The organism is Pseudomonadales bacterium, from assembly GCA_041395665.1.
Taxonomy (GTDB): Bacteria; Pseudomonadota; Gammaproteobacteria; order Pseudomonadales; family UBA7239; genus UBA7239.
In genome coordinates this window covers 1-26,792 of the sequence record JAWLAB010000001.1, presented here as the reverse complement: position 1 = coordinate 26,792, position 26,792 = coordinate 1, and the positions used below count along the sequence as shown (strand labels likewise).

Here is a 26,792-nt window from a genome sequence, read left to right as displayed (position 1 = left end):
TGAATAGGGAATCGTAAGATGAACTGGCAACGCTTTACGCTCATCTTATGGTGGTTTTTACTGGCAGTTTTTCTTGCCATCACCGCTTACTACATTGTTTTTCACCATGTGTCACCGCTGTCGCGAGATCAGTGGCATATGTATGACGCACTGTTGACGCAAGGTGTTTGGAAAACCTCAGTAACTACCGTATCGGGCCACCGTCATATTCTGGCCTTTCTGCTCTATGACATCGATCTAAAGTTATTTGCCGGAAAGAATACTTTTTTGATTGTTGTTGATTGGTTATTGAACGCTGTGTTTATCGGTGTTTTGTTGCGGCAAATAGTAAAGTTTGTGCCCGATCGGTTGGATCAACAATATTTAGCAGGGTGGACGCTGCTATTGTTTTGTTGGCTGCTCAATATAGCTCTATTGGGCTGGGGCTTTAATGGCATCAATAATTATTTATCGATAGTTAATACGCTGATTTCTATTTTGTTGTTGCATCGCGCAGTGTTTTCCGCATCGCAGCCGTTGTTATGGATGGCTTTATCGATAGTAACTGGCGGTTTGGCAACGCTAAGTTTTGGTAACGGTATTTTGGTGTGGCCAATTGGTGTGCTGTGTTTGCTTCTCTGGCGAGCATCGCACAAGTTTGTGTTAATTTTTTCCATCTCAGCTTTGGTATTTTTCTTTTTGTATCTGTGGTTGCCAGGCGGTGATGCCGTTGGTAACGCTTTGCATCTCAATGGTTGGCATTCCTTATCTTTTCCTATCACCTTGATGGGCGCTCCTGTGTATCACATGTTGCGCGCATGGCATTGGATCCCTGTAGCGTGGCTACTGCCACTCGCTGCAGTATTTGGTGCAGCAGTGTGTTTGGCTGCCGTATTCGTTGTTCGTGCGAGCTGGCTACGGCATGAGAAAAATAATGGTTTGCAATCGGCTGCATTGACACTGATTTTGGTGGGGTTTGGAACAGTCGCGATGTTGATGTTGACGCGTGTGGACGGTGTGTTGGATCCCACGGTTGATCGCTTTCAAATTTGGGCGTTATTAGTATGGTTTGGTATCAGTGTGTTGCTGTACGGCGATGCATCAAAGGCTGCCAAAAAATTTGGCGAATCGCGTTGTTATTATTTCCACTACTCGCACTGCCGTCACAATTAGATTGGGGGGCGCGTTTGGCGGAGTATCGTGTACGCGTCGATAACGCCCTGCTCTCGTTTCAAGTGTATTTACCGGTGGCCACCGATGCTGAGCGTGCGTTGCATTGGAATTGGCAGGGCAAGTTGCCGCAGCTATTTCCGGTGTTAGAAAGCTTGCGGGCTACTCAGCGCAATATATTTGCCGATGGTGCAGCGGCATGGTTGGGAAAACCCTTGCCGGCAGTCCCACAGAGATTGCCGAACTGCCCGTGGGTTGCGTCACGGGAGGAGCCTATTCACTTAAGGGAGTTGTTGGATGTTTCTACGTTCCTGAGTGCCGAACGCTATGCCGTGCCGGTTTCTACGCCAGATAAGGTTGTGGGGTGGCGTTGGTACGGCAATGTAGCCGAGTCTGTGTGGAGCTATGGCTTGATTGCGGATGATGCAGGGATAGTGCGCGGCCTATTGCAGCCGGTTCACGCCAGTCTTTTGCCGCGTTCGAACGGAATGATGTACAGCGCAGGTAACGCCTATGGCGTAGCTCGTACAGCGCAAGCAACCTCTTTGATGATATTGAATCAACAAGCCGAACCGCTGTGTGTGACGAAGCTGCATTGATAGGCTTTTGTGGCGTATATAGCTGATTTGTGCGATATTTTGCGCCCCCTACGCAGTGTGGTTGCGACATGATTGGCAAAGTTATCAAAAAGGTTTTTGGCAGCAAAAATGAGCGCGAATTAAAAAAGCTTCGCAAGGTTGTTGCAAAGATCAATGCGCTTGAACCCACTATAGAAACACTGTCGGATAGTGAGCTGCAAAACAAAACACAAGAATTTCGTGATCGCCTACAAAAAGGCGAAACATTAGATCAAATATTGCCAGAAGCCTTTGCCTGTGTGCGTGAAGCTGCGCGCCGTGTTTTGGGTTTGCGTCATTTTGATGTGCAGTTGATTGGCGGCATGGTATTGCACTCTGGAAAAATTGCTGAGATGCGCACCGGTGAAGGTAAAACCTTGGTTGCGACGCTGCCTGTGTACCTCAATGCATTACCCAGCCAAGGCGTGCATGTAGTGACGGTGAATGATTATCTTGCCAACCGTGACGGCAGCTGGATGCGTCCTGTTTATGAAAAATTGGGCATGACAGTCGGTATTATTTTGTCGGGCCAAGGCCAAGAAGAAAAACGCGCCGCCTATGCTGCCGATATTACTTACGGCACGAATAACGAATACGGCTTTGATTATTTACGCGACAACATGGCGCTGAGTTTTGAGGATAAAGTTCAGCGCCCGCTAACTTTTGCTATTGTTGATGAAGTGGATTCCATTCTTATTGACGAAGCGCGTACGCCATTGATTATTTCTGGCGCAGCAGAAAACAGTTCGGAGTTGTACAAACGAATCAATGCACTGATGCCGCGTTTGCAGGCGCAAACGGAAACAACCACTGGGCACTATATTCTGGACGAAAAACAGCGCCAAGCAGAGTTGACGGAAGAAGGTCATCAGTTAATTGAGCAACTATTGGTGCGAGACGGTTTGCTTGATGCCAATGACAGCTTGTATGCCGTCACCAACTTGAGTTTGTTGCATCACATTCATGCGGCATTGCGCGCACACACATTATTTCATCGCGATGTGGAATACATCGTGCAAGACAATCAAGTTATTTTGATTGATGAACACACAGGGCGCACGATGCACGGTCGTCGCTTGTCGGAAGGTTTGCATCAGGCCCTGGAAGCAAAAGAAGGTGTCGCGATACAAAGCGAAAGCCAAACCATGGCGTCTACTACTTTCCAAAACTATTTTCGCATGTATAAAAAGCTGGGCGGTATGACAGGCACAGCAGACACAGAAGCACCAGAATTTATGCAAATTTATGGGCTTGATGTCGTAGTAATTCCAACCAATAAACCACTGCTGCGTAAAGATCTTAATGATTTGGTGTACATCAGCAAAGACGAAAAATACGAAGCAATTATTGAGGATGTGAAGCGCTTTACTGCGCTGGGTGCGCCGGTATTGGTTGGTACCGCATCGGTTGAAACTTCGGAAGAAATGTCGCGCCGTTTGGATGCAGCGGCTATTCCGCATCGCGTCCTCAATGCAAAGTATCACGAGCAGGAAGCAGAAATTATTGCGCAGGCGGGTCGCCCCTCTACAGTAACAATCGCGACCAATATGGCAGGTCGTGGCACCGATATTATGTTGGGCGGAAAATGGGAATCGGAAGTGGAGGCATTGGCTAACCCAACGCCGGAAAATATTGAAGCAGCAAAAGCGGAGTGGCAACAGCGTCACGAACAAGTATTGGCCGCTGGCGGCTTACATATTTTGGGTACCGAGCGTCATGAATCGCGCCGTATTGATAACCAGTTGCGCGGTCGTGCAGGTCGTCAGGGCGATCCTGGATTATCGCGGTTTTATCTTTCTTTGGAAGATGATTTGATGCGTATTTTTGCGTCAGATCGCGTGAAAAGTATTATGCAAGCGCTTGGTATGCAGCGCGGTGAAGCGATTGAGCACAAGATGGTGACGGGCTCAATCGAGAAGGCGCAGCGCAAAGTAGAAGGACGAAATTTCGATATTCGTAAACAGTTGTTGGAATACGACAATGTGGCGAGTGATCAGCGTAAAGTTATCTATCAGCAACGCAATGACATTTTAGAATCCGATGATATTTCTGACATCATTTCGATGATACGCAATGATGTGATTAATAGTGTTATCACACAGTTTATTCCACCACAAAGTTTTGCAGAGCAATGGGATTTGCCAGGCTTGGAGCAAACATTTGAAGCAGACTTCGGGCTGATTGTTCCAGCGGCTCAATGGTTAAAAGATGACATCAACCTAACCGAAGAAACAATACGCGAACGAGCACAGCAAGCGGCTACGGAGCTTTACAGTAAAAAATGTGAAGGTTCTGAGCAAATTATGCGGCAGGTGGAAAAGCAGGTCATGCTGCAAGTGCTGGATAACTTATGGAAAGATCATTTGGCGAGTATGGATTATTTACGCCAAGGTATTAATTTGCGCGCATATGCGCAGCGTGACCCCAAGCAAGAATTTAAGCGGGAATCCTTCGGATTATTTAATACGCTGTTAGACAGTATTAAAGCAGAAGTAGTACGAGTGTTATTCCATGTGCGCATCGCCTCGCGCGAAGAAATTGAGGCAATGGAAGAGCAGCGTCGTCGTGAACAGGAAAATCTTCAATTGAGACACGCGAATGCATCATCGCTACATGATGATGATCAAGAGGGTGCAGTGGATACAACGAAAAGCGCCGCTACGCCATTTGTTCGTGGCGGTGAAAAAGTTGGTCGCAATGACGCCTGCCCTTGTGGCTCTGGTAAAAAATACAAACAGTGCCACGGCCGTTTGGTCTAGTGGTTGTTAGAGGGTAAAAAAATGGCAGTGGGCAGCGGTGTAATTCCAGAAATTTTTCCTATTTCTGGTGTGCGAATTGGCGTTGCAGAAGCGGGTATTCGCAAAAAAAACCGTAAAGATCTCGTCATTTTTGAATTGGCTGAACGCAGCAGTGTGGCAGCCGTTTTTACCCAAAATGCTTTTTGTGCTGCGCCGGTGCATGTGGCAAAGAAACATTTATCAACTAGCGCGTGCCGTTATTGGTTAATCAACACTGGTTGTGCCAATGCAGGTACTGGTGAGCAGGGAATGCGAGATGCGCTGCGCAGTTGTGATGCATTGGCGCAGCAAACAGGTGTTACGGCTGAGTATGTTTTGCCATTTTCTACAGGCGTGATCGGCGAATTGTTGCCTATGGATCGCTTGGAAGCTGGGTTTGCGCCTGCACTAGACAATCTCTCAGCGGATCACTGGTTGCGCGCTGCCGAAGGCATCATGACCACTGATACACGCCCAAAAATTGCGTCGAAAAAAATTGCGCTAGACGGCAAAGCGGTATCAATTACCGGCATTAGCAAAGGCGCAGGCATGATCAAACCTAATATGGCAACGATGTTAGGTTTTGTCGCAACTGATGCGGAAGTTGCACAAAAAGATTTGCAAGATTTGCTGACACAAGTAGCCAATAAATCATTCAATCGCATCACCATAGATGGCGACACATCAACCAATGATGCCTGTATGTTGACTGCAACAGGTTGCTCTGGTGTTAGCTTGTCGCCCAGTGCGTCTGAGTGGGAGACTTTTGCCAATGCGATCGAAGAAGTCTTTGTTGCACTAGCGCAAGCCATCGTGCGCGATGGTGAAGGCGCGACGAAATTTGTTTCTGTGGTGATTAACGGTGGCGCAAGTAGCGAAGAGTGTTTGCGTGCGGCCTACGCTATTGCTGAATCGCCGCTAGTGAAAACGGCGTTATTTGCTGCTGATCCCAATTGGGGCAGAATTTTGGCTGCGATTGGTCGCAGCGGCATCGAAAACTTAGATACATCGCGCATTAATATTTTTCTCAACGAAATTCAAATCGTAGCCAATGGCGGTCGCGCAGCTTCTTATACAGAAGAACAGGGTGTGCAGGCGATGGCGCCGGAAGACATTGTAATTCGTGTTGAATTGCAGCGCGGCACAGTGAGTGAAACTGTGTGGACCTGCGATTTTTCACACGAGTATGTGACGATCAACGCCGAGTACCGTACTTAATCCTTTTAGTTGCGCGCCATGAAAGTTGTTCATGTTGCTGTTGCCGTGATTGAAAACAGTCATGGCGAGTTTTTGATTGCGCGGCGTCCTGATCATTTACATCTAGGTGGCTTCTGGGAATTTCCTGGTGGTAAAGTCGAAGCGGATGAAACAGTTTTTCAAGCCTTGCAGCGCGAGTTGCGTGAAGAAGTTGCATTGGATATCCACAGCGCAACACCTATGTTGAAAATTCCTTTTCATTATCCAGACAAACAAGTGTTACTAGATGTTTGGCGCGTGACTGATTTTTCAGGTATTGCGCATGGCTGTGAAGGGCAGGTTGTGCAGTGGGTTGCGCGTGATACTCTGCGCAATTACGCGTTCCCAGCAGCGAATCGCGCCATCGTAACTGCGTTGCAGTTATCGCAACGCTTGTTAATTACCGGTAATTTTTTGGATGCGGAAGATTGTTTGCAACGCACCAAAAATGCTTTGGAGCAGCAGGGTGTCCGTTTGGTGATGTTGCGCGCGCATCATTTATCACAACAAGATTTTTCTGCGTTAGCTGAACAGATGGCGGTGATGTGCCATGCTCATCATGCGAAATTGTTGCTGAACACTGCACCAGAATGTTTTTTATCTTCTGCTGATGGTTTGCATTTATCTTCCCAGCGCTTGATGCAATGTGGCGAGCGCCCTGTATTGTTGGCTGCAGATAAATCATTGGGCGCTTCGTGTCACAATACGGAAGAAATTCAGCGCGCTGTGGCTATCGGCGCAGATTACATAACACTTTCGCCGGTATTACCTACGCACAGTCATCCTGATCAATCTGCATTAGGCTGGCGGCGTTTTACAGAGTTAGTTTCTGCCTGCCCACTGCCGGTATTTGCTTTGGGTGGAGTGAGTGATGAGCATTTGCCGCAAGCCAATGCGGCGGGTGCGTGGGGAGTTGCGGGTATTTCAGCGTGGTGGGAGTGACAGATGTCTACACAACAGGCAGCGTTAGAACAGTTATTGGCGATAGAAGCCATCAAACAACTCAAGTATGCGTATCTGCGCCATTTGGATTTGAAAGAGTGGGATGTGGTTGCCGCATTATTTACGCCGGATGTCGTCAGCACTTATTCCGATGGTAAGCACAGTTATCAAGGACGCGATGCAGTAATGAGTTTTTTGTCGCAGTCGCTCAGTCACAAACGCATCGTCACCAAGCACCAAGCGCATCATCCTGAAATTACGTTGAATGCTGATTTAACCGAAGCGCGCGGCATTTGGTATTTGACGGATGCAGTGATCAATACCGTGAGTCGAGATGCTGCAAAGCATTTCTGTATCGCGGGCACTGCGTTTTACGAAGACGGTTATAGAAAAACAGCTGATGGTTGGAAAATTTCTGCAATTGGTTATCGTCGTGTTTATGAAGAAACGACTAAACGCGATAACAGCATCGTGTTGGAATACAAAAATCGGTTTCTTGGTGATTTTGACTGAGAAAAACTAATGAAAAAAACAGCAATTATTTTTTGCTGTTTTCGACCAGAAATACCATCAGCGCTTTTTGTACATGCAAGCGATTTTCTGCTTCGTCCCACACCACAGAGCGCGCGTCATCCAACATATCTTCACTCACTTCTTCGCCGCGATGTGCGGGTAAGCAGTGCATGAATAGCGCATTGGGTTTGGCTAAATCCATTAACTTAGGGTTGACTTGATAGCCGCGAAATCGCTGTGCGCGTTCGCGCTGTTCATCTTCTTGTCCCATGGATGCCCAAACATCGGTAGTGACAAGATCGGCGTCGCGCACGGCATCTTCAATGTCATGCCCTAACACAACATGCTGATCGTGTTGTTGTAACAAAATATTGTTGGGTTCAAAACCAGGTGGGCAAGCGATGCGTAACTGGAAACCAAATTGTGCGGCCGCTTGTATCCATGTCTGGCACATGTTGTTGCCATCGCCTATCCACGCCACAGTTTTTCCTGTGATGTCGCCACGATGTTCAATGAAAGTTTGAATATCGGCGAGCACTTGGCAGGGGTGGAAATTATCGGTCAATGCGTTGATTACTGGCACACGCGAATACTGCGCAAACTTTTCCACGATATCGTGTGCAAAAGTACGAATCATGATGATGTCGACCATGCGCGACAATACGCGTGCAGAATCTTCCACTGGCTCACCGCGACCGAGTTGCGTATCGCGTGGCGACAGAAACATGGCGTGACCGCCGAGCTGCGCCATGCCCGCTTCAAAAGAAACGCGCGTGCGTGTGGATGATTTTTCAAAAATCATTCCCAAAACTTTGTTGCGAAAAATTTGTGGATCGTTGCCGGCGGCGTGCTCCGCTTTCATTGCAATAGAGCGAGCTATCACTGCGCGCAATTCTTCTGGTGAAAAATCTAGCAGCGTTAAAAAATGGCGTGTCGTCATGCAGAAATACTCTTAGGCAGGATCGCGCAACAAATCGTGCAGCGTGTTAACCAAGAGCGCAGCTTCTTCGTCAGTCATCACTAGCGTAGGCAGTAAGCGAATCACTTTGCCTGCAGTGACATTGATGAGTATACCTTTCTCTGCGGCGCGTGCGACCAAATCGGGCGCGTCTTGTTTTAGTTCGATGCCCAACATCAAACCAAAACCGCGCACGGTGACGACTTGTGAGCAATTCGCCAGCGTAGTTTGTAAATCAGCCAGTAATTTTTTGCCAAAACTAGCGGCGCGTTCTACTAATTTTTCAGTAAGCAATGTATCGACAACCGCTTGCGCCGTGGCACAAGCCAATGCGCTGCCGCCGAAAGTCGAGCCGTGATTGCCAGGCTGAAATAACTCCGCCGCTTCGCCGCGTGCTAAACACGCGCCAATTGGAAAACCGTTGCCTAAACCTTTAGCGGTAGTTACTACATCGGGCAGGATGCCGTTGTGTTGATACGCAAAATATTTGCCAGTACGACCGTTGCCAGTTTGTACTTCGTCCAGCATCAACAGCCACTGGTGCGCATCGCACACGGCGCGCAGTTGATTCAAATAATCTGATGCAGGAATGTTTACGCCACCTTCGCCTTGCACAGGTTCCGCCAGCACAGCGACCACATTCGGGTTGTTCGCGGCAATGGTTTTTACCGCTTCCACATCGCCATAAGGTGCGCGCACAAAACCCTGCACCAGCGGTTCAAAGCCAGCTTGTACTTTGCGATTGCCGGTGGCGGTGAGTGTGGCGAGCGTCCGACCGTGGAAAGCGCTTTCCATCACCACGATCACTGGATTTTCTACACCTTTTTTGTGGCCGTAAAAGCGCGCAATTTTGATGGCACACTCGTTCGCTTCAGCGCCAGAGTTGCCAAAAAATACTTTGTCCATGCCGGCGAGCTCGCACAACTGTTTGCCCAGCTTCTGTTGCTGGGGGATGTTGTACAAATTGGAGGTGTGCACCAGTGTTGCTGCTTGTTGCGCCATCGCTGCAGCAACACCTGCGTGTGCGTGACCCAAACCGCAGACTGCGATACCGCTGATGGCATCGAGGTAGCGCTTGCCGTCATCGGCGATCAGCCAGCTACCTTCGCCGCGCACAAAAGTCAGCGCGCGAGTGCCATAAGTATTCATCAATGCATTGGACATGGTGCCACCATCAACTTCAAAACTGCGTAAAAAGCAGTGTGCTAAAACGAAAACAGGCAGCTCGCGCTGCCCGTGTACCAAACAGGGCGTAATCCTATAACGAAGGGGAAAGCCTGACAACTTGAGGCGCGTCTTTCGGCTTGTTCTGACGCGGTTAAACTCGTGAAAGCCTATAATTGCTGCGCCTTTCTTCTATTTTGTGATTTTTATGACGACCTCAGCGGCTGTTCAGCCGACAAAAAGCCGAGTGTCTTTTGGCATTCTGGGCGCCATCAGCGTGACACATTTCATCAATGACATGATGCAGTCCGTCCTGTTGGCGCTTTACCCCGTTTTACAGGGGAATTTCCAGCTGTCTTTCGCTCAGGTAGGTTTTATTACCGTTGCTTTTCAGTTCTCTGCGTCACTGCTGCAGCCAATTGTGGGGCGCTTTACGGACAAGAGGCCGCTGCCGTATTCGCTGCCGATGGGGATGGGTTTTACGCTGTGCGGTTTACTGCTGCTGTCTCAAGCTTGGAATTACCCTTGTGTTTTGGTGGCTGCTGTCTTGATTGGCATGGGCTCATCCGTATTCCATCCAGAATCCTCTCGCGTGGCGCGCATGGCGTCTGCTGGGCAACACGGTTTGGCACAGTCTATTTTCCAAGTGGGCGGTAATGTGGGGACAGCGATTGGTCCATTGCTAGCGGCCGCATTCATTGTGCCGATGGGGCAGCCCAGTGTGGCGTGGGTAGCATTAGCAGCTTTGGTGGGGATGTTGATTCTCTATCGCGTCAGTCGTTGGTATGCCGTGAATCTTTCTGGCGTGCGCGGCCGTACTAGCCTCGGTCATCGTGAAGTGAACCTTAGCAATCAACAAATTAAAAAAGCGTTGATTATTTTGTTGATATTGATGTTTTCAAAGTTTGTTTATATGTCGAGCTTGAACAGTTATTTCACTTTTTATTTGATGGATCATTTTGGTTTAAGTATTCAAAGTGCGCAGTATTGTTTGTTTATCTTTTTGTTGGGTGCTGCAATAGGAACCATCATTGGTGGGCCTATTGGTGATCGTATCGGCAGGCAGCGCATTATTTTCGGTTCGATTCTCGGTACGGCGCCGTTTACTTTAGCATTGCCTTTTGTGGGCTTAACTACAACGCTAGTTTTGGTGTTTATTATTGGACTGATTATTTCTTCTGCATTCCCAGCTATTGTAGTTTATGGGCAGGAATTGATGCCGGGGAAAACAGGCACTATTTCTGGTCTGTTTTTTGGTTTGGCGTTTGGTATTGCAGGTATCGCAGCGGCCGCACTCGGCGCATTGGCCGATCACTACAGCATTGAGACAGTGTACCGCTTTTGTGCGTTTCTGCCACTGCTCGGCGTGGTTGCTTTTTTATTGCCGGGCATGAAAAATAAAAGATAGGGTGCTGAGATTTGATACGGAGAAAATGAGATGGTCAAAAATAACAGTCATTTCAATGGTAATCGCTATCACACACTGTCCATGAGTTTGCATTGGTTAACGCTGTTGCTTGTGATTGCTGTCTACGCATGTATTGAGTTGCGGGAGATTTACCCCAAAGGTAGTGAGCCGCGTGAAGCACTAAAGATGTGGCACTTTATGTTGGGATTAACCGTTTTAGGTGTGACTGCAGTGCGGTTAATTTCACGCTTACTTTTAACGGCGCCACCAATTACTCCGGCTCCCCCTGTTTGGCAATTAAAGTTGGCTAAGTTAGTGCATCTTGCACTGTATGCTTTCTTATTGGTGATGCCGCTGTTGGGGTGGTTGGTGTTGAGCGCCGCGGAGAAACCAATTCCATTTTTTGGTTTTCATCTGCCGGCGTTGTTAGCACCTAATAAAGACTTGGCGCACACACTGAAAGAAATACACGAAACAATCGGTGTTTTAGGTTATTACTTGATTGGCCTGCATGCTGCTGCGGCCGTTTTTCATCATCACTTTATGCGCGATGATACTTTGCTGAGGATGTTGCCAGAGCGTTGTCGAAATCGCTTGCAGTGATAATTGTTACCAATGCAGCACAAACATTGCTTTGGCAAGAAACAAAATGCCAAACATATGCAACAGTACGCTGCGGTGTATCCAATGAGATATTTTTGATGTTAGGCGATTGCGTCGCATCAGAATCATAACGGTCAAAAAATGGCCTAATACACTGAATGCTAGAATAATTTTGAGTGCCAGCAGCGTACCAAAATTACTGCTGAGCGGCTGCGCTAACACGCCACGGTAATAATGCCCTGCCATGGTTAAGCCTGTAGCAAATAGCACCAAAATGACCCACGGCATGATGCGCTTGGCTCGATCACCAAAAGCTTTGCCAAATTGTTGTCGCGCATCGGGTGGCAGTTGACGCGCCGCGCGGCTGATAATCATCACTTCAAAAAAAACACCGCCAATAAAAAAGGCAGCGGCAGTGAGGTGAATCAGTTGTAACCACATATAAGTCATTGTGTTATCGCCTTTTAGCCAGGGTGACCGTCAACGCGTGTTTTGCACAGCATGGGACCATACACCCAAGCAAACTGCACAAATGCCAAGCTCCAAGCAAGGGCGGCGAGCCACATTGCGGTGGTATAAACAAAAGAGGGGCCTATAACGCGCAGTAATGTGGCGACATTCAACAACACAAAAGCAATAAAAAAACCTTTCGGTAGCTCGAGTGCGCGACCGGTATGGCCGAGAGACACGCGCGCCATCATCGCTAAAATCAAACCACCTATTGCGCCAACCGTGAGCGCGTGCAGCGCTTGCCCTTCTGGCACGCCAAAGCCAAACGCCCACAGCGCCAAGCCGAAGCAAGCGACAATCAGCCACGCGTAAGCCAAGTACAAAGACCACAACAGCGGCACGCGCAGTAAACCGGCATCAAACCAGCGCGCAATGCGGATGCTGTGCCCAATACCGAGCAATAAAAACAGCGCACCACTGGCAGCGTGCGCGCCCTGCATCAGCCAACCGATTGCGGTGGTTGCTGCAGCTAGTACCGTGCCAATCAGCAGCGACCAATCCAGCCATGCCCACGCAGAAACTTGCTCTGTTTTACCTAAGCCGCGAAAAGTGAAAAAAGGAATTACGCGCCCGCCGATCAGCGTAATCATCGCCGTCACTAACCACACCGCCGCCAAGCTGCCTTGGCGTTGCCATGCATCGTTACTTTGCACTACACCGCAGAGCGTGAGCGCATCAGCGACGGTGAGTAGCAGCAACACCACGGCGATAGGGTAATTGCGATTTTGCTTCACCGCCCACAGCATCCGTGCCATCGCGACGGCGACTGCGAGTAAAAACAGCACATTCAATAGCAATAGCGGGATGGCAGACGGCAGCCACCAGCTGAAACGCGCAAGCAGCCACAACACCACCAACACCGCGAGCGGCTTACCCGACAAACTCGGCTGCCCCGTCCAAGTTTGTACGGCAGTCAGCAAAAAGCCAGCAATCACACCGCCAGCAAAACCAAACACCATTTCATGACGATGCCACGCCAACCAGCCACCTGTTGGAGTAGGGAAAGCCCAGCCACCCAAAAATGCGCCTATCCACAGTGGAATAGCGATTAACGCGAGCAATGCGCTCAGCAAGAAAAACGGGCGAAAACCGAGACGAAAAAAGGGAGGAATCGCCATGGCTTTGCGTTTGTCGATCACCTGCATAAAACCTCCACACATTTGCGCTATGTAACAGGTGTATTCTAGGCTTCTACGAGAGAAAAAATCAGAAATTCATCTCAGCAAAATGACGCAGGTTTTACATTTTCTAGGAGAGATTTTATGTTGATTTACGATGCACACAGCCCAGCGCCGCGTTGCTTACGAATGTTTCTCTTGGAAAAGCAGTTACAAATTCCTGCAGTGACGATTGATGTGATGGTGGGCGAAAATCGTCAGGCAGACTATTTAGCGATCAATCCTGCAGGGCAAACACCTGCTTTGCGTTCTGATGATGGCAGTGTGTTAACAGAATCTGTAGCAATTGCTGAATATCTGGAAGAAAAGTTTCCAACACCGGTGTTGATTGGTGCAACGCCTGCACAGCGCGCAGAAACGCGACAATGGTGGCGGCGTGTTGAGCTCAACATTACAGAGTTTATACATAACGCGTATCACTACGCGGAAGGTTTACCGCGTTTTGAATCACGCATTCCTGTTGTGCCGGAATCTGCTGATGGTTTGAAGCGAGTCGCGCAAGATCGTTTGGCTTGGTTGGATAACATGATGGGCGATGCGCCTTATTTATGTGGTGAACGATTTAGCGTAGCCGATATTTGGTTGTATGTGTGGTTGGATTTTGGCGTTGGTGTTAATCAAGCTTTTGATCGAAAGCTAAAAAAAATCACGCCGTGGTTTGATCGAGTTGCCTCCCGCGCATCGGCTGAGCAGAGTAGAAAATTGCTTTCCTCTGGCGCGTGATTAGCCATCGGTTTGTTTTATAAACCCTTCATTGCGAGCGCGAGAGAGTGTGTGGGTAACAATACGGTCACAGCGATCACCAGCAAATGAAAAAGCATCTTCCATGGTTAGATCAATTTTTGTCGCTATTTTTTCGCGCAGCAGACTGCGCGCTCTAAAGAATCGCGTTTTGACGGTTGATTCTGGAATATCAAGCGCGTGAGCAACTTCTTCAACACTCATTTCTTCAAGCGCGCGCATCACAAATACCGTACGAAAACTGTCTGGCAGTGTGTCGATATAGGCCTCAATAATTTTTCGTAGCTCTGTTCTCATGGCTAAGTGCTCGGGTTGCCGTTCGGTATCAATGGCTAATTGATAGCTGTCATCCAAGGCTTTTGTGTCTAGCTGACTATCCTGTTTTGCATCAAGAGAAATGATTTGTGCTTTCGCACTCTTTCGTATGCGCCCCAGTGACTCATTGACAACAATGCGCGCTAACCATGTGGATAATTGCGCATGAAATTGAAAACTATCGAGTGAACGCCAAGCGTGAATATAGCTATTTTGTACAGCGTCTTCGGCATCGGCATCATTTTTTAAGATGCTGCGTGCAATACGAAATAAGCGTTGGTTATAGCGACGCATTAAATATTCAAATGCAACCTCACTGCCTTTTATTGCCAAAGAAACCAATACCTCGTCAGAAGTATCTTTTTTTATGGCAGTGATGGATTGATGAGCCGATGACATAACGCACTCCTTAGATGGGCAGCATCACTGTTGCCCAATGCCGTAACCATAAACCAATTTAACACCGAGCCATCATCCAATAGCTAACGCGGTAAACCCTGCTGTATCCAATAGCAGAGATAAAGTGTTCGGTGCTAACGGATGCAATTGATCAAGCCGTAAAAATAAACGCAAGCTAAACAGTGTTAACGCGATAAGCATGACGCTCATATGCCAATAAGTATCACGCAAAGCATCACCATCAGGTATGCGCGCTAATTCAACCAAGCCAGCAGTGGCTGCAACGAGTGACATTGCGCATCCTAATGCTAATAAACCGCTACACCACTGACACACCTGTTCTCCTATCCATAGGCTGGCAAAATCCGCACCAACAGCCAGTGACCAACACGCGATGGGAAAGTGGACGAGTGCAGGGTGCAGTGGATGGCGCATCACTACACCACAACACTGAGTAGTGTAAGAAAACCGGTAACAGCCAGCCCTGCGTGTACGATCACAATCGCTTTAGGAGGTAATTTTTTTCGCAAGTGGAAAGAAGCCAGAAAAAAACCGCCTAACGCAGCGACAAGAAATAACGCAAATGCCGCTAAAACGCGTTGAGGTGCAGCACCTTGTAACAGAACAGCAATCAATAAAATCAATCCCGTTGCGCCGAGTAGTGCATGAAGCAGTGACAGCGCCCAAGGTGCAAAACGATCGCGCAAAACATGCGCTGCTAAAATCAAACCGCCTACAGCGGCGACAGCAAAAACCAGCAAAGCATAAGTCAACATGACAATCTCCTTTTTCTAAAAACAATAAAACAAAACACGGCGATGTTGTTGAGGTTGCAATAAAACCAACAGCATCTACTCATTAGATGCCGCCTCGCTGTTTTGCGTTCCCAGTATTTTTTCGCGCTCCTTGTGGCCGGCATCGACAATGCTTTAATATCCTACCCTACAGGATAGGATAAGGAGGCAGAGCTGATGAGTGCACACACAGAGCATCCAGACATCATCAAGCGTTTGAAGCGGGCGGAAGGGCATCTTCGAAGCATCATCGTGATGCTGGAGCAAGATCGCCCCTGCTTGGATATCGCCCAACAAATGCAGGCCGTACAAAGTGCGATTGGCAACGCCAAACGCGTACTGGTACATGACCACATTGACCATTGCTTGGAGCAAGCCGTGCGGGAAGGCACGCAAAATGCCACAGAGACCGTGCGTGAGTTCAAAGCCATCACCAAGTATTTGTAGAGGTTGCTATGACAGAGTTTTCGACTTTATTACAGCAGGGTAATGCGTGGTTTTTCGTTCCTACAGCCATCGCGCTCGGTGCATTGCACGGTTTGGAGCCCGGGCATTCCAAAACCATGATGGCGGCTTTCATTATTGCTGTGCGCGGTACGCTGGCGCAGGCATTGTTGTTGGGTTTGTCGGCAACGATTTCGCACACAGCGGTGGTGTGGTTGGTGGCAATGGCTGGGCTGTATTTCGGTCAAAATTGGAACGCAGAAACCACGGAGCCTTATTTTCAAGTAGCTTCCGCTGTGGTGATTATGGTGTTGGCGGTGTGGATGATTTGGCGCACGCGCAAGTTTCAATCGACTAGCAAAGGCGATGCGGGGAGTTCTTGTCACGGCCATGCGCATAAGCACGCAGAAAAAGCGCCGGATGCCTTTGAGTCGATGGTGGCAAACTGCAAAGATCCCCATGAACTCATGCACGCCAACGATATTCGTCACCGCTTCGCCAATCGCCAAGTCACCACGGGTCAAATCATCCTGTTTGGCTTAACGGGAGGTTTGTTGCCTTGCCCCGCCTCCATTACGGTTCTGCTGCTGTGCCTGCACCTGAAAAAAATTGCACTCGGTGCGGTGTTGGTACTGTGTTTTAGCGTGGGCCTCGCGCTTACCTTAACGGCATCCGGCGTTTTAGCAGCTTTGAGTGTGAAACATGTTTCCAGTCGCTGGAACGGCTTTGGTAGCTTCGCACAGAAAGCGCCTTATTTTTCAGGAATTTTGATACTGATCGTCGGCGCGTACATGGGCTACAGCGGTCTGCATGGGTTGGGAATGCTGGGGTAAAAACATCTGCAGAAACAAAAACGCCCAGCGGGAGGCTGGGCGTTTGCAAGATGGTGGCCAGACACAGAATCGAACTGTGGACACAGGGATTTTCAATCCCTTGCTCTACCGACTGAGCTATCTGGCCGTGAAAGGACGCGTATTAAACTCGCTGAGTGCTAAGAGGTCAAGGCAAAAACGCATTAGGCGGAAGGCGGGGTATAGCCTTCGGCTTGATCGAAGGTATCGCCGCTGAAAAACAAATCGCGCTGCTCGGCTAAATAAGTACGCGCGGTCATGTCCATCATGTTCAATTTCTTTTCGTTGATGAGCATGGTTTGATGGGCAATCCACTCTTGCCACGCTTGTTTAGAGACAGACTCAAACAATGCCAAGCCTTTAGGGCCAGGGAAGGGCGGTTTATCCAAACCTTCCATTTCCTTTTGATATTTGCAGCAAAAAACAGTCCGAGACACAGCGATCACCCTTGTCAATTCGTGTGAGATTTTAACACGCCGCTAGTTGTGCGAGTAGGCGTGCAGTAGGAGCGGGTACGCCTAATGTTTCAACTTGGCTCGGGTGTAACCAGCGTAAATTTTCTTCAGTAACCGAAGATGACTTTGTGTTCACATTTAACAATATCGGCGTGATATCGAGATGAAAATGACTAAAGCTGTGTCGCCAGCTCGACCAGATTTTTGTTGTACTCGGTTCTTGCCCGCACAGTGTTTGACACATGCTTTCGGCATTTTTTAGTGATGCGCTTTCAGGTAAGCACCACAGCCAGCCCCACAAACCGGTTGGTGCGCGTTGCTGTAGCAATACCTCACCTTTTTTATTGCGAATCATCAGCATGTTGACGCTTTTGATAGGTAATGTTTTTTTTATTTTTTTTCCTGGATAGAGCGCAACTGCATCTTCTTTGTAGGCAATACATTGCTTTTGTAAGGGGCAATGTGCGCAGCGCGGTTTTGTGCGTGTACAAACGGTTGCGCCTAAATCCATCATTGCCTGCGTGTAATCGCCACAGCGATTTTTAGGTGTGTGTTCTTCGGCGTGCTGCCATAATTTTTTTGCGACAGCAGTTTCACTTGGCCAGCCATCAATTGCGTGAAAGCGTGCTAGTACGCGTTTGACATTGCCATCCAAAATAGCTGCGCGTTTTTGGTAGGCAATAGAAATAATGGCAGCGGCAGTTGATCGACCAATGCCAGGGAGTGAACTCAGTGTTTCAACATCATCAGGAAAAATACCGTGATAGTCGTTGTTGAGTATTTGTGCTGTGCGATGCAAATTGCGTGCGCGAGAGTAGTAGCCCAAGCCTGTCCACAAGGCTAAAACATCATCCTGTTTCGCGGCGGCAAGCGCGTGAATATCAGGAAATTTCGCGACAAATTTTTCGAAGTAGGGAATGACGGTATTGACTTGCGTCTGCTGCAACATGATTTCAGACAACCACACGCGATAAGCTGTGATGTCTTGTTGCCAAGGGAGATGTTTGCGACCAGATTTATTAAACCAAGCGAGCACAGCTTTCGAAAATTGAAAGGTGCTCGCCATCGTTGAATATAGATTTTTTACAGCTAATTAGTTTTTAGCGACACCCAGAGTTTCAGCGAGCTCTTCTGCTGGCATGTAGCCGGGCAGCAATTCACCGGATGGAGTAAAGAGCGCTGGCGTACCACTAATGCCTAAATCATTGCCCAGTTGGTATTGCGCAGCGATTGGATTGTTGGCACAAGTTTGTGTTGGGAGTGATGCGCCATTTTTCATTTGTGTCAGCGCTTCTTGGCGATTTTTGGCACACCAAACCGTGGCAAGTTTGTCGGCAGAAGGGGAAGGAACACCAGTGCGTGGATAGGCCAAGTAGCGTACTTCAATACCCATTGCGTTTAATTTTGGCACTTCTTTGTGCAGTTTTCTGCAAAAGCCACAATCAATATCGGTAAAAACGGTGAAATAAGATTTAGCTTTCCCTTGTGGAGAAAAAACAACCATATCTTCTTTTTTAATTGCAGCTAATTTCTGCACGCGCATAGGTTGCATGCGCTCATCGGCAACATTCACAAATTTTTTGTTTTCAACGCGATACATGGTGCCAGTGATAAGGTATTTACCGTCTGCCGACATATAAACCGTATCTTTGCCGCCTAAATCCACTTCAAATAATCCAGGAATGGAAGAAGTGCGCATCTCACCAATAGAAATTCCAGGGCGCGCTTTTTGCACAGCGGCGCGCAGTACATTGGCTTGCTCTGCTGGTACGGGAGCGCTGGCATGCGCCAACGAAACCAGTGCGGTAGAGGCGATGAGAGAGGCCAAAATTTTTTTCATGTTTCACCTAGAGATTGTTTGTAATGATGTTGGTTTGGGCAAAGGTGCGCGCCGTTAGTTCCGCAGGCATATCAACCACGCGGATGGTGTTTGGCGTGTAGTTCCTGCATACGCGCTCTTGCGATGTGAGTATAGATTTGTGTGGTGGACAAGTCACTGTGTCCGAGTAGCAGTTGTACCACGCGCAGATCGGCACCGTGGTTGAGTAAATGCGTGGCAAAGGCGTGGCGCAGCGTGTGAGGGGACAGTGCCGTGCGAATATCAGCCACTTTTGCGTAGTGTTTGATGCGATGCCAAAAAGTTTGCCGCGTCATTGCTTGTGCGCGGTTACTGGGGAACAGCACCTCGGACGGTTGATTGTCGAGCAGCACAGGTCTTGCCTCGCGCATATAGCGCTCCAGCCAATGCGTTGCTTCCTCACCAATTGGAATGAGTCGCTCTTTGTTGCCTTTACCGGTAACGCGAACGACACCTTGGCGCAAATTGAATGAACCGACTGTCAGCCCTGTTAGTTCAGAAATGCGCAAGCCGCAGGCGTACAACACTTCCAACATCGCTTTATCGCGCAGCCCGATGGGATCGGTAATGGTGGGGGCGTTGAGCAGCGCATCCACTTCACTTTCTGTAATGAATTTTGGCAGAGGGCGGCCGAGCTTAGGGCTTTGAATATCGAGCGTCGGATCTTTGTCGATCAATTTTTCACGCAATAAAAAACGATAAAAACCGCGCACGCAAGAAAGAAAACGCGCGACAGAACGCGCTGCTGTGCCCGTTGCCAGCAAGTGTGCGAGGTAGGACTGCAAATCCACTGTTGATACAGCAGTGAGCGCGGTATTTTTGGATTGCAGCCAAGAGGCAAACAGCGCGAGATCGCTGTGGTAGGCTGCCAGCGTGTGTTTGCTCAAACCTTTTTCCAGCCACACGCCATCCAAATAAGTTTGGATAATTGGCGGTGGGGGTGATGAGTTCATTGTCAGCAGAAAATAAAAAGGCGACCGAAGTCGCCTTTTATCATCATTTCAAAAAAACGAAAACTTAGTTCAGTCTTTCTTTGATGCGCGCTGCTTTACCGCTCAACTCACGCAAGTAGTAGAGCTTCGCTTGACGCACTGCACCACGGCGTTTCAGTTCTACGCTGGCGATCAATGGGCTGTGTGATTGGAAAGTTCTTTCCACGCCCACGCCGTGTGAAATTTTGCGCACGGTAAACGCAGAGTGTAGACCGCGGCTGCGTTTGGCAATCACAACACCTTCAAACGCCTGCAAACGCTCACGGTTGCCTTCTTTTACTTTGACATTGACGACAACGGTATCGCCTTGTGAGAAAGCAGTCAGTTCGCGCGTGGCTTGTTCCGCTTCGATTTGTGCAATGAGTGTGCTGTTGCTCATGTTTGTTCTCCAGTAAAACCGTCAATCAAAATGTAGTGATGGGTGTGTTGAGTAGTTCAAGTTCTTCTTTGCTTAGTGTTCGGTGTTGCAATAATTCTGGTCTTCTTTCTCGCGTGCGATGCAAAGCTTGTTGCAAACGCCAGCGGCGAATTTTTTCGTGATGCCCGCTCAATAAAATATTGGGTACGGACACGCCTTCAAACACTTCAGGGCGAGCGTATTGGGGAAAATCCAACAAACCCGAACTGAAAGAATCCTGCTTTGCCGATTCGGCATGCCCTAAAGCATTGGGCAGCATTCTTGTTATTGCGTCGATGAATACCATCGCTGGCAACTCACCGCCGGATAAAACATAGTCGCCTATCGACCATTCTTCATCCACTTCCAGCGCCAACAATCTTTCGTCAACGCCTTCGTATCGCCCGCAGAGCAGAATCAGTTCTGGTTGCGCTGCAAATGCTTCAACAGCGCTCTGATTCAACCGCTTGCCCTGCGGTGACAGGTAAACCACTTTCGCTTGAGGTAATGCAGTGCGCGCAGTACGCAGCGCAGCACACAAAGGTTCAAGCATCATCACCATACCGGGGCCGCCGCCGTAAGGCCTGCTATCCACCGTTTGGTGTACATCTGTTGTAAAACTGCGCGGATTCCAACATTGCAGTGACAGTAGCTGTTGCTCAAATGCTCTGCCGCTGATGCCGTACTCAGTGACTGCAGTGAACATGTCTGGAAACAGCGTCACTACACCCAGCTTCACGAGTAAATCCTCACTCTAAAAATCTGGATCCCAATCGACTAGCATTTGCTGGTTATCGAGATCGACTTGCAATACACACACTTCATTTACATAGGGCAGCAAGCGTTCTCGCTGATCTACGCTACCGGCACAAGGTGATACAACCATCACATCATTTGCGCCAGTTTCCATCATGTCGGAAATTTCTCCGAGCAAAATAGATTTTTTACTGTCAGCAGCGTTGCAAATAACGCGTAAACCAATCAGCTGCTGCCAGTAGTATTCACCTTCGGATAGCTTAGGTAATTCACCTTGTTCTACCGCAATCGCTCGTTGGCAAATCATCTCTGCCGCTGTGCGATCTTTAATATCTTTTAAGCGAGCAACAAATCCTTTGCCGTGCTGTTTGTATTCTTCAACAGTGACGAGGCGTGTATTTGTTGCGGCATCATGTTCCAGCGACCATTGATCAAACTGAAAAATATTTTCAGCAGGGTCGGTAAACGAATGAATTTTGACCCAGCCTTTTACACCGTAGGGTGATGTGACTTTCCCTACGATGGTTTTATTGTTTGCTGTCAATTTCTAAAAAATTAAGCAGATTTTTCTTTCAGTAAAGCAGTTACGCGCTCAGACAGTTGTGCGCCTTTGCTCACCCAGAAAGCAACGCGCTCGCGATCAACGCGCACGCGTTCTTCTTGACCTCTAGCAACGGGGTTGAAGAAACCCACATGCTCAATAAAGCTGCCGTCACGCGAATTGCGTGAGTCGGTTACTGTCAGATGATAAAAGGGGCGTTTTTTTGCGCCGCCGCGTGACAGACGAATCGTTACCATGTTGCTTGTTCCTGCTCTACATTGACTGTGGCTTTGAGTGATTGACGGATGCGCCAGCCGCCCAAGGGTGCCAAGGGGCGGGCATTGTATGTTAGATGGCTGTGCTATGGAATACCTTGAAGCAGTCTTCTGTCGGTCAATCGCAGATAGAAAGTGGTAGTATCTCGCCCCACTAAAACAAGGAGAAATATATGTCATTCGCCCAATTGGTACCGTGGCTGCTCGGTGGATTTGCGTTATATCTGGTCAAACAGGGCGTGCGGTTTGTGCCGCAAGGCTTTCAATGGACGGTGGAGCGCTTTGGCCGCTACACGCAGACACTCAATCCAGGGCTCAATTTCATTATTCCTTTTATAGACAGAATTGGCCAACAAGTGAGTGTGATGGAGCAGGTGTTAGATATTCCACCGCAAGAAGTTATCAGTGCGGATAACGCCATGGTGCGGATTGACGCCATCTGCTTTTATCAGGTTATCAATGCCGCGCAAGCTTCCTATGAAGTGGCAGATTTACAGAATGCCGTACGCAATTTAACCATGACCAATATCCGTACGGTATTGGGTGCTTTGGAGTTGGATGAGATGCTTTCCAAGCGTGATGAGATTAATGAGCGCTTACTCCGTATTGTGGATCAAGCGACCAACCCTTGGGGGCTCAAGGTGACGCGCATCGAGATTAAAGACATCACGCCGCCACGCGATTTGGTGGATGCCATGGCCAATCAAATGAAAGCAGAGCGTGAAAAACGAGCAGCAATCTTGGAGGCAGAAGGGCGCAAACAGGCGGAAATCCTTGAAGCCGATGGCTTAAAGCAGGCGCAGATTCTGAAAGCTGAAGGTGATCGTCAGGCTGCCTTTTTGCAGGCAGAAGCGCGTGAGCGTGAAGCCGAGGCGGAAGCGAAAGCTACACACATGGTGTCGCAGGCTATCGCCAAAGGCGACATTCAAGCCGTCAACTACTTTGTGGCGCAAAAATATGTTGAAGCCTTGGGCAAGATCGCTTCTGCCAACAATAGCAAAGTGGTGTTGATGCCTTTGGAGGCGTCACAGATTATTGGCGCTGTAGGCGGCATTGGTGAATTGGTGAAAGTGGCTGGCGAGCAGCAAGCTGCAAAAGTCGTTGCAGAAGCGCCGACGAGGATTGGATAACAGTGTTGAGCGACCTTTTAGATCACTGGCTCTGGTTTGCACTGGGGCTGGGATTGTTGATTGTGGAAATGGCTGGAGCTGGTGGATATCTGCTGTGGATAGGTATGGCGGCGGGTATCACTGGTGGTGTTGTTTTTTTGTTTCCGAGTTTAACGCTCAGTACGCAATTGTCGGTTTTTTCGGTAGTGAGTGTTTTGAATGCGTATGGTTGGTGGCAGTATCAGCGGCGCCACCCCAAAGCTAACGATGAGCCTTTACTGAACAAGCGTGCGGAGCAGTATGTTGGGCGCGTGTTGGTATTGGTTGAAGCAATAGAACATGGGCGAGGGCGCGCCAAAGTAGATGACGGCGTTTGGAGCGTTGCTGCTGATGAAGATATGCCGGTAGGTGCGCGAGTGAAGGTGCGCTCTTTGCAGTCCGATCATTTGCTATTTGTTGAAAAAGTTGCTGAATCCTAAGTTGTAATAGCTGCTGTATGTTGCCTGTATTGTTTGCAAGATGCCTTGCCTTTTTGCCCGCCTGTGTGCTGTATTTTTTTTCGGATATTTTAGCGGTTGTTTTAGAGCGCTTTGTTCGCTATCGGCATAAAGCTATCAAGAAAAATTTGGCAAAAGCTTTTCCTGAGAAAAGCAAGATAGAAAGAAAGCAAATTGAGCATCAGTTTTATCGTTATTTGGCCGATGTGATTGTTGAAATCATTATGTTGAGCCGAATGAAGCCAGAGGAGTTGTTGCGGCGCTTTGAGATTGTTGGGCTCGATGAAGTCAAGGCGGTGATGGATAAAAAGCAGTCAGTGATTTTACTGTCGGCGCATCAAGGCAATTGGGAGTGGATGTTGGCGGCAGTGGCAACTGCATCACCGTATGCCTTAGATGCACTTTATCGGCCATTACACAATCCTGCAGCGGATAAATTTTTTATGGCGATGAGAACGCGTTTTCGTTCGCACATGATTCCTGCTGATAAAGCGGCAAAAATCATTTTGAAATTGCGCCGAGAAACGCGTGCTTTTGGCATTTTGGGTGATCAAAATCCGCGTCGCCGCGATAACAAATACTGGACCACATTTATGGGTGTGGATACGCCGGTGGTAATTGGGCCTGAGCGCATCGCTAAAATGACCAATTACCCTTTGTATTATGTGGCGACAGAAAAAGTGTCGCGTGGGAAATATCGCTGTCACATCAAGCCATTAGCTCAGCCGCCGTATGAAGGGGATGGGCAAATATCGCAGTGTTACATGGATGCCGTTGAGGCGCATATTCGTCAGCAACCTGAGTGCTGGATGTGGTCACATCATCGCTGGCGTTACGAAAAGAAAGATTGCCCAGAGTTTTCTGTTGGTCAATAAGTTATTTTTGAATTTTGTACGAGAGATTTTTTATGTTTGAAAATTTAACCGATCGTTTGTCTGGCACGCTGCGCAACATCAGTGGCAAATCGCGTTTAACCGATGACAATATTCAAGACGCGCTGCGTGAAGTGCGCAAAGCATTGTTGGAAGCGGATGTTGCTTTAACCGTTGCCAAAGATTTTGTCGAGGCGGTAAGAAAACGCGCGATTGGGCAAGAGGTCAGTCGCAGCCTCAGCCCGGGGCAGCAGTTCGTCAAAATCGTACAAGATGAATTAATTGCGGTGATGGGTTCTGCCAATGAAGAGCTCAACCTCGCCGTAAAACCCCCGCTATTATTTTGATGGCAGGTTTGCAGGGTGCTGGTAAAACCACCAGCGTTGCCAAGCTGGCGAAGCACTAAAAGTCGACAGAAAAAAATGTCATGGTAGTGAGTGTCGATGTTTATCGACCTGCGGCAATCAAACAATTAGAAACACTGGCCAGTGAAGTGGGTGTGCGCTTCTTTGAGGGCGAAACACAAAAACCACTGGGAATTGCAAGAGGCAGCTGTGGAGGCGGCAAAACGACAATTGGCGGATGTGTTGATCGTCGATACCGCAGGTCGTTTGCATGTTGACGATGCTTTGATGGATGAAATCAAAGCATTGCACGCTGCGTTGAATCCCGTTGAAACGCTGTTCGTGATTGACGCAATGATTGGTCAGGATGCTGTAAATACAGCGAGTGCATTTAATGCTGCGCTGCCATTGACCGGCGTGGTGTTGACCAAAATGGATGGCGATGCGCGTGGCGGCGCGGCGCTTTCTGTTAGGCAAGTGACAGGTAAGCCTGTGAAGTTCATCGGTGTTGGTGAAAAAACCGATGCGTTAGAGCCTTTTTATCCTGATCGTATTGCTTCGCGCATCCTCGGTATGGGCGATGTGCTTTCCTTAATTGAGGAAGCGCAGCAAAAAATTGACCACAAAAAAGCAGAAAAACTGGCGCTCAAAGTACAAAAAGGTCAACGGTTTGATTTGGAAGATCTGCGTGATCAATTGCAACAAATGCAAAATATGGGTGGTATGGCGGGCTTGCTGGATAAGCTGCCCGGCATGGGTCAGATGGCGCAAATCGCGCAGCAAGATGAAACCACGAAGCAATTCAAGCGCATGGAGGCGGTGATTAATTCCATGACACCCGCTGAGCGTCGCAATCCTGATATGTTGAATGGTTCGCGCAAGCGCCGTATTACGCAGGGCTCTGGCACGGAGTTGCAGGATTTGAACCGTTTGCTCAAGCAGCACAAGCAGATGGCTAAAATGATGAAAAAGCTGAAAGGCGGCAAAGGCTTAGCCAATATGATGCGCGGTATTTCTGGGCAGATGCCTGCAGGATTGGGCGGTGGCGCAGGCGGCCCTTTGGGTGGTGGTTTGAAGCTGCCGGGCGGGTTCCGTTAACAGTAAAAGGATTGTTGACGCTGTTGGGGGGCTTCTATATCATGCCCGCCTCTTTTTAGCCTTCATCGGCTAGGTGTCTCGTTGCACCGTGCTATTTAGGTATCGTTTGTTTTTTAGATCGCATCGCGGAGTGTTTTTTCGATGGCAACAATTAATCAGTTGGTGCGCCAGCCAAGACAGCGTAAAGCTGCCAAGAGTGACGTCCCTGCTTTACAGCAGTGCCCACAGCGTCGCGGCGTCTGCACGCGTGTTTACACCACTACGCCTAAGAAGCCTAACTCGGCTCTGCGGAAAGTGTGCCGTGTCAGATTGACCAACGGCTACGAAGTGTCGTCTTACATCGGTGGTGAAGGCCACAACTTGCAAGAGCACAGCGTCGTATTGATTCGTGGCGGTCGTGTAAAAGACTTGCCAGGTGTGCGTTACCACACTGTTCGCGGTAGCTTGGATACTTCAGGCGTTAAAGACCGTAAGCAGCGTCGTTCGAAGTATGGTGCAAAGCGTCCTAAATAATCGCGACGCACCGTATTACAACAGTAAGGCTGGGCGCGTTTAATCGTCCCAGATACCCTGAAACCAGAGGAAGAAAATCATGCCAAGAAGAAGAGTGGCGGCCAAGCGTGAAGTGCTGCCAGATCCAAAGTTCGGAAATATCCTGCTCGCTAAATTCGTCAACCATGTCATGGAAAGCGGCAAAAAATCTGTCGCTGAAAGAATTGTTTATGGCGCTTTAGATATCGTCAGAGAAAAGCTCGGCAAAGAGCCGATTGAAGTATTCGAGCTGGCCATGGAGAACATTGCTCCTATGGTGGAAGTAAAAGCACGCCGCGTTGGTGGTGCTACTTATCAAGTCCCTGTTGAAGTTCGTCCTTCTCGTCGCAATGCTTTGGCTATGCGCTGGATGGTGGAGTATTCACGCAAACGCGGTGAGAAGTCTATGCGTCAGCGTTTAGCAGGTGAAATGATGGACGCTTCTCAAGGCAAAGGCGCGGCGGTGAA

At 48.7% G+C, this 26,792-nt stretch carries 33 protein-coding genes, 1 tRNA gene and 1 pseudogene; 19 read left to right on the top strand and 16 right to left on the bottom strand.

Annotation, left to right across the window (positions count from 1 at the left end; genetic code table 11):
- Window positions 1–18 precede the first annotated feature (18 nt).
- From R3E63_00175 to R3E63_00150, 6 genes are all read left to right on the top strand, one after another.
- A complete protein-coding gene (locus tag R3E63_00175) occupies window positions 19–1,152 on the top strand; it encodes a hypothetical protein (protein ID MEZ5538390.1) in 1,134 nt (377 codons plus the stop codon).
- Window positions 1,113–1,748, top strand: a complete 636-nt coding sequence (locus tag R3E63_00170; GenBank protein MEZ5538389.1) for a hypothetical protein — start codon at window positions 1,113–1,115, stop codon at window positions 1,746–1,748. The genes R3E63_00175 and R3E63_00170 overlap by 40 nt, the downstream gene beginning before the upstream one ends.
- A gap of 68 nt (window positions 1,749–1,816) precedes the next feature.
- A complete protein-coding gene (gene secA / locus R3E63_00165; GenBank protein ID MEZ5538388.1) occupies window positions 1,817–4,525 on the top strand; it encodes a preprotein translocase subunit SecA in 2,709 nt (902 codons plus the stop codon).
- A gap of 21 nt (window positions 4,526–4,546) precedes the next feature.
- On the top strand, window positions 4,547–5,761 hold the full coding sequence (gene argJ, locus R3E63_00160) for a bifunctional glutamate N-acetyltransferase/amino-acid acetyltransferase ArgJ (protein ID MEZ5538387.1): 1,215 nt from the start codon (window positions 4,547–4,549) through the stop codon (window positions 5,759–5,761).
- A gap of 18 nt (window positions 5,762–5,779) precedes the next feature.
- Window positions 5,780–6,721 carry a Nudix family hydrolase gene (locus tag R3E63_00155; protein ID MEZ5538386.1) on the top strand — a complete coding sequence of 314 codons (942 nt, stop codon included), beginning with the start codon at window positions 5,780–5,782 and terminating at the stop codon, window positions 6,719–6,721.
- A gap of 3 nt (window positions 6,722–6,724) precedes the next feature.
- Entirely contained in the window at window positions 6,725–7,234 is a 510-nt protein-coding gene (locus R3E63_00150; GenBank protein MEZ5538385.1) for a nuclear transport factor 2 family protein, read from the top strand.
- Window positions 7,235–7,259: 25 nt separating this feature from the next.
- Here the strand turns inward: R3E63_00150 and argF are convergent, their stop codons facing one another.
- Both argF and R3E63_00140 read right to left on the bottom strand, forming a co-directional pair.
- Window positions 7,260–8,174 carry an ornithine carbamoyltransferase gene (argF, locus tag R3E63_00145; GenBank protein MEZ5538384.1) on the bottom strand — a complete coding sequence of 305 codons (915 nt, stop codon included), beginning with the start codon at window positions 8,172–8,174 and terminating at the stop codon, window positions 7,260–7,262.
- A gap of 12 nt (window positions 8,175–8,186) precedes the next feature.
- Window positions 8,187–9,356, bottom strand: a complete 1,170-nt coding sequence (locus tag R3E63_00140) for an aspartate aminotransferase family protein (protein MEZ5538383.1) — start codon at window positions 9,354–9,356, stop codon at window positions 8,187–8,189.
- Between the two features lie 208 nt (window positions 9,357–9,564).
- Here R3E63_00140 and R3E63_00135 point away from each other — a divergent pair, with 208 nt between their 5' ends.
- Complete coding sequence (locus R3E63_00135) at window positions 9,565–10,764, top strand: MFS transporter (protein ID MEZ5538382.1); 1,200 nt, start codon at window positions 9,565–9,567, stop codon at window positions 10,762–10,764.
- A gap of 30 nt (window positions 10,765–10,794) precedes the next feature.
- Window positions 10,795–11,367, top strand: coding sequence for a cytochrome b (locus R3E63_00130; protein ID MEZ5538381.1), 573 nt, complete (start codon window positions 10,795–10,797; stop codon window positions 11,365–11,367).
- Window positions 11,368–11,373: 6 nt separating this feature from the next.
- Here R3E63_00130 and R3E63_00125 read toward each other — a convergent pair whose 3' ends face one another.
- Both R3E63_00125 and R3E63_00120 read right to left on the bottom strand, forming a co-directional pair.
- Window positions 11,374–11,817 (bottom strand): hypothetical protein, encoded by a 444-nt coding sequence (locus tag R3E63_00125; protein ID MEZ5538380.1) that lies wholly within the window; start codon window positions 11,815–11,817, stop codon window positions 11,374–11,376.
- 14 nt (window positions 11,818–11,831) lie between these two features.
- Window positions 11,832–13,022, bottom strand: a complete 1,191-nt coding sequence (locus R3E63_00120) for an NnrS family protein (GenBank protein ID MEZ5538379.1) — start codon at window positions 13,020–13,022, stop codon at window positions 11,832–11,834.
- Between the two features lie 117 nt (window positions 13,023–13,139).
- Here R3E63_00120 and R3E63_00115 point away from each other — a divergent pair, with 117 nt between their 5' ends.
- The gene (locus tag R3E63_00115) at window positions 13,140–13,778 is read left to right on the top strand and encodes a glutathione S-transferase family protein (GenBank protein MEZ5538378.1); all 639 of its coding nucleotides are present in this window, start codon (window positions 13,140–13,142) and stop codon (window positions 13,776–13,778) included.
- Here the strand turns inward: R3E63_00115 and R3E63_00110 are convergent, their stop codons facing one another.
- The 3 genes from R3E63_00110 to R3E63_00100 form a co-directional block, all read right to left on the bottom strand.
- The gene (locus R3E63_00110; GenBank protein MEZ5538377.1) at window positions 13,779–14,510 is read right to left on the bottom strand and encodes an RNA polymerase sigma factor; all 732 of its coding nucleotides are present in this window, start codon (window positions 14,508–14,510) and stop codon (window positions 13,779–13,781) included.
- A 72-nt stretch (window positions 14,511–14,582) separates the two neighbouring features.
- The gene (locus tag R3E63_00105) at window positions 14,583–14,945 is read right to left on the bottom strand and encodes a DUF2231 domain-containing protein (GenBank protein MEZ5538376.1); all 363 of its coding nucleotides are present in this window, start codon (window positions 14,943–14,945) and stop codon (window positions 14,583–14,585) included.
- Between the two features lie 2 nt (window positions 14,946–14,947).
- Window positions 14,948–15,286 (bottom strand): hypothetical protein, encoded by a 339-nt coding sequence (locus R3E63_00100; GenBank protein ID MEZ5538375.1) that lies wholly within the window; start codon window positions 15,284–15,286, stop codon window positions 14,948–14,950.
- Between the two features lie 195 nt (window positions 15,287–15,481).
- On the opposite strand from R3E63_00100, the gene R3E63_00095 reads away from it, so the two are divergent.
- Both R3E63_00095 and R3E63_00090 read left to right on the top strand, forming a co-directional pair.
- Window positions 15,482–15,751 (top strand): metal-sensing transcriptional repressor, encoded by a 270-nt coding sequence (locus R3E63_00095; protein ID MEZ5538374.1) that lies wholly within the window; start codon window positions 15,482–15,484, stop codon window positions 15,749–15,751.
- 8 nt (window positions 15,752–15,759) lie between these two features.
- Window positions 15,760–16,581: a nickel/cobalt efflux transporter gene (locus tag R3E63_00090; protein ID MEZ5538373.1), complete on the top strand. Its 822-nt coding sequence runs from the start codon at window positions 15,760–15,762 to the stop codon at window positions 16,579–16,581.
- Window positions 16,582–16,632: 51 nt separating this feature from the next.
- Here the strand turns inward: R3E63_00090 and R3E63_00085 are convergent.
- From R3E63_00085 to rpsP, 9 genes are all read right to left on the bottom strand, one after another.
- Window positions 16,633–16,708: transfer RNA gene (locus R3E63_00085), tRNA-Phe, on the bottom strand.
- A 55-nt stretch (window positions 16,709–16,763) separates the two neighbouring features.
- Window positions 16,764–17,036 (bottom strand): oxidative damage protection protein, encoded by a 273-nt coding sequence (locus R3E63_00080; GenBank protein MEZ5538372.1) that lies wholly within the window; start codon window positions 17,034–17,036, stop codon window positions 16,764–16,766.
- A 31-nt stretch (window positions 17,037–17,067) separates the two neighbouring features.
- Entirely contained in the window at window positions 17,068–18,120 is a 1,053-nt protein-coding gene (gene mutY / locus R3E63_00075; protein MEZ5538371.1) for an A/G-specific adenine glycosylase, read from the bottom strand.
- A gap of 27 nt (window positions 18,121–18,147) precedes the next feature.
- Window positions 18,148–18,894, bottom strand: a complete 747-nt coding sequence (locus R3E63_00070; protein ID MEZ5538370.1) for a DsbC family protein — start codon at window positions 18,892–18,894, stop codon at window positions 18,148–18,150.
- A gap of 71 nt (window positions 18,895–18,965) precedes the next feature.
- Window positions 18,966–19,865 (bottom strand): site-specific tyrosine recombinase XerD, encoded by a 900-nt coding sequence (gene xerD / locus R3E63_00065; protein MEZ5538369.1) that lies wholly within the window; start codon window positions 19,863–19,865, stop codon window positions 18,966–18,968.
- Window positions 19,866–19,929: 64 nt separating this feature from the next.
- Window positions 19,930–20,283: a 50S ribosomal protein L19 gene (gene rplS / locus R3E63_00060; protein MEZ5538368.1), complete on the bottom strand. Its 354-nt coding sequence runs from the start codon at window positions 20,281–20,283 to the stop codon at window positions 19,930–19,932.
- A gap of 25 nt (window positions 20,284–20,308) precedes the next feature.
- Window positions 20,309–21,040: a tRNA (guanosine(37)-N1)-methyltransferase TrmD gene (trmD, locus tag R3E63_00055; protein MEZ5538367.1), complete on the bottom strand. Its 732-nt coding sequence runs from the start codon at window positions 21,038–21,040 to the stop codon at window positions 20,309–20,311.
- A 15-nt stretch (window positions 21,041–21,055) separates the two neighbouring features.
- A complete protein-coding gene (rimM, locus tag R3E63_00050) occupies window positions 21,056–21,601 on the bottom strand; it encodes a ribosome maturation factor RimM (protein ID MEZ5538366.1) in 546 nt (181 codons plus the stop codon).
- Between the two features lie 11 nt (window positions 21,602–21,612).
- A complete protein-coding gene (rpsP, locus tag R3E63_00045) occupies window positions 21,613–21,855 on the bottom strand; it encodes a 30S ribosomal protein S16 (GenBank protein MEZ5538365.1) in 243 nt (80 codons plus the stop codon).
- A gap of 191 nt (window positions 21,856–22,046) precedes the next feature.
- Here rpsP and R3E63_00040 point away from each other — a divergent pair, with 191 nt between their 5' ends.
- The 8 genes and pseudogenes from R3E63_00040 to rpsG all read left to right on the top strand — a co-directional run.
- Window positions 22,047–23,003 (top strand): SPFH domain-containing protein, encoded by a 957-nt coding sequence (locus R3E63_00040; GenBank protein MEZ5538364.1) that lies wholly within the window; start codon window positions 22,047–22,049, stop codon window positions 23,001–23,003.
- A gap of 2 nt (window positions 23,004–23,005) precedes the next feature.
- Complete coding sequence (locus R3E63_00035; GenBank protein ID MEZ5538363.1) at window positions 23,006–23,461, top strand: NfeD family protein; 456 nt, start codon at window positions 23,006–23,008, stop codon at window positions 23,459–23,461.
- 17 nt (window positions 23,462–23,478) lie between these two features.
- On the top strand, window positions 23,479–24,354 hold the full coding sequence (locus R3E63_00030) for a lysophospholipid acyltransferase family protein (protein MEZ5538362.1): 876 nt from the start codon (window positions 23,479–23,481) through the stop codon (window positions 24,352–24,354).
- Between the two features lie 32 nt (window positions 24,355–24,386).
- Window positions 24,387–24,698, top strand: coding sequence for a signal recognition particle receptor subunit alpha (locus R3E63_00025; GenBank protein ID MEZ5538361.1), 312 nt, complete (start codon window positions 24,387–24,389; stop codon window positions 24,696–24,698).
- Window positions 24,698–24,973: pseudogene (locus R3E63_00020) on the top strand (hypothetical protein). The gene R3E63_00025 and the pseudogene R3E63_00020 overlap by 1 nt, the downstream one beginning before the upstream one ends.
- The gene (locus R3E63_00015; GenBank protein ID MEZ5538360.1) at window positions 24,861–25,793 is read left to right on the top strand and encodes a hypothetical protein; all 933 of its coding nucleotides are present in this window, start codon (window positions 24,861–24,863) and stop codon (window positions 25,791–25,793) included. Before R3E63_00020 ends, R3E63_00015 begins: the two are co-directional and overlap by 113 nt.
- Before the next feature lie 141 nt (window positions 25,794–25,934).
- Window positions 25,935–26,306, top strand: coding sequence for a 30S ribosomal protein S12 (rpsL, locus tag R3E63_00010; protein MEZ5538359.1), 372 nt, complete (start codon window positions 25,935–25,937; stop codon window positions 26,304–26,306).
- A 79-nt stretch (window positions 26,307–26,385) separates the two neighbouring features.
- On the top strand, window positions 26,386–26,792 hold a 407-nt coding region (gene rpsG, locus R3E63_00005; GenBank protein MEZ5538358.1), incomplete at its 3' end, for a 30S ribosomal protein S7.

Coding starts and splice junctions, on each gene's coding strand:
- R3E63_00130 (MEZ5538381.1), top strand. CDS start 10,795: ATGGTCAAAAATAACAGTCATTTCAATGGTAATCGCTATCACACACTG.
- R3E63_00115 (MEZ5538378.1), top strand. CDS start 13,140: ATGTTGATTTACGATGCACACAGCCCAGCGCCGCGTTGCTTACGAATG.
- R3E63_00100 (MEZ5538375.1), bottom strand. CDS start 15,286: ATGTTGACTTATGCTTTGCTGGTTTTTGCTGTCGCCGCTGTAGGCGGT.
- R3E63_00105 (MEZ5538376.1), bottom strand. CDS start 14,945: ATGCGCCATCCACTGCACCCTGCACTCGTCCACTTTCCCATCGCGTGT.
- R3E63_00135 (MEZ5538382.1), top strand. CDS start 9,565: ATGACGACCTCAGCGGCTGTTCAGCCGACAAAAAGCCGAGTGTCTTTT.
- R3E63_00110 (MEZ5538377.1), bottom strand. CDS start 14,510: ATGTCATCGGCTCATCAATCCATCACTGCCATAAAAAAAGATACTTCT.
- mutY (MEZ5538371.1), bottom strand. CDS start 18,120: ATGGCGAGCACCTTTCAATTTTCGAAAGCTGTGCTCGCTTGGTTTAAT.
- R3E63_00155 (MEZ5538386.1), top strand. CDS start 5,780: ATGAAAGTTGTTCATGTTGCTGTTGCCGTGATTGAAAACAGTCATGGC.
- R3E63_00030 (MEZ5538362.1), top strand. CDS start 23,479: ATGTTGCCTGTATTGTTTGCAAGATGCCTTGCCTTTTTGCCCGCCTGT.
- R3E63_00090 (MEZ5538373.1), top strand. CDS start 15,760: ATGACAGAGTTTTCGACTTTATTACAGCAGGGTAATGCGTGGTTTTTC.
- R3E63_00095 (MEZ5538374.1), top strand. CDS start 15,482: ATGAGTGCACACACAGAGCATCCAGACATCATCAAGCGTTTGAAGCGG.
- R3E63_00025 (MEZ5538361.1), top strand. CDS start 24,387: ATGTTTGAAAATTTAACCGATCGTTTGTCTGGCACGCTGCGCAACATC.
- R3E63_00070 (MEZ5538370.1), bottom strand. CDS start 18,894: ATGAAAAAAATTTTGGCCTCTCTCATCGCCTCTACCGCACTGGTTTCG.
- R3E63_00125 (MEZ5538380.1), bottom strand. CDS start 11,817: ATGACTTATATGTGGTTACAACTGATTCACCTCACTGCCGCTGCCTTT.
- argJ (MEZ5538387.1), top strand. CDS start 4,547: ATGGCAGTGGGCAGCGGTGTAATTCCAGAAATTTTTCCTATTTCTGGT.
- R3E63_00120 (MEZ5538379.1), bottom strand. CDS start 13,022: ATGCAGGTGATCGACAAACGCAAAGCCATGGCGATTCCTCCCTTTTTT.
- R3E63_00175 (MEZ5538390.1), top strand. CDS start 19: ATGAACTGGCAACGCTTTACGCTCATCTTATGGTGGTTTTTACTGGCA.
- rpsL (MEZ5538359.1), top strand. CDS start 25,935: ATGGCAACAATTAATCAGTTGGTGCGCCAGCCAAGACAGCGTAAAGCT.
- rpsP (MEZ5538365.1), bottom strand. CDS start 21,855: ATGGTAACGATTCGTCTGTCACGCGGCGGCGCAAAAAAACGCCCCTTT.
- rplS (MEZ5538368.1), bottom strand. CDS start 20,283: ATGAGCAACAGCACACTCATTGCACAAATCGAAGCGGAACAAGCCACG.
- argF (MEZ5538384.1), bottom strand. CDS start 8,174: ATGACGACACGCCATTTTTTAACGCTGCTAGATTTTTCACCAGAAGAA.
- R3E63_00150 (MEZ5538385.1), top strand. CDS start 6,725: ATGTCTACACAACAGGCAGCGTTAGAACAGTTATTGGCGATAGAAGCC.
- R3E63_00140 (MEZ5538383.1), bottom strand. CDS start 9,356: ATGTCCAATGCATTGATGAATACTTATGGCACTCGCGCGCTGACTTTT.
- R3E63_00040 (MEZ5538364.1), top strand. CDS start 22,047: ATGTCATTCGCCCAATTGGTACCGTGGCTGCTCGGTGGATTTGCGTTA.
- secA (MEZ5538388.1), top strand. CDS start 1,817: ATGATTGGCAAAGTTATCAAAAAGGTTTTTGGCAGCAAAAATGAGCGC.
- xerD (MEZ5538369.1), bottom strand. CDS start 19,865: ATGAACTCATCACCCCCACCGCCAATTATCCAAACTTATTTGGATGGC.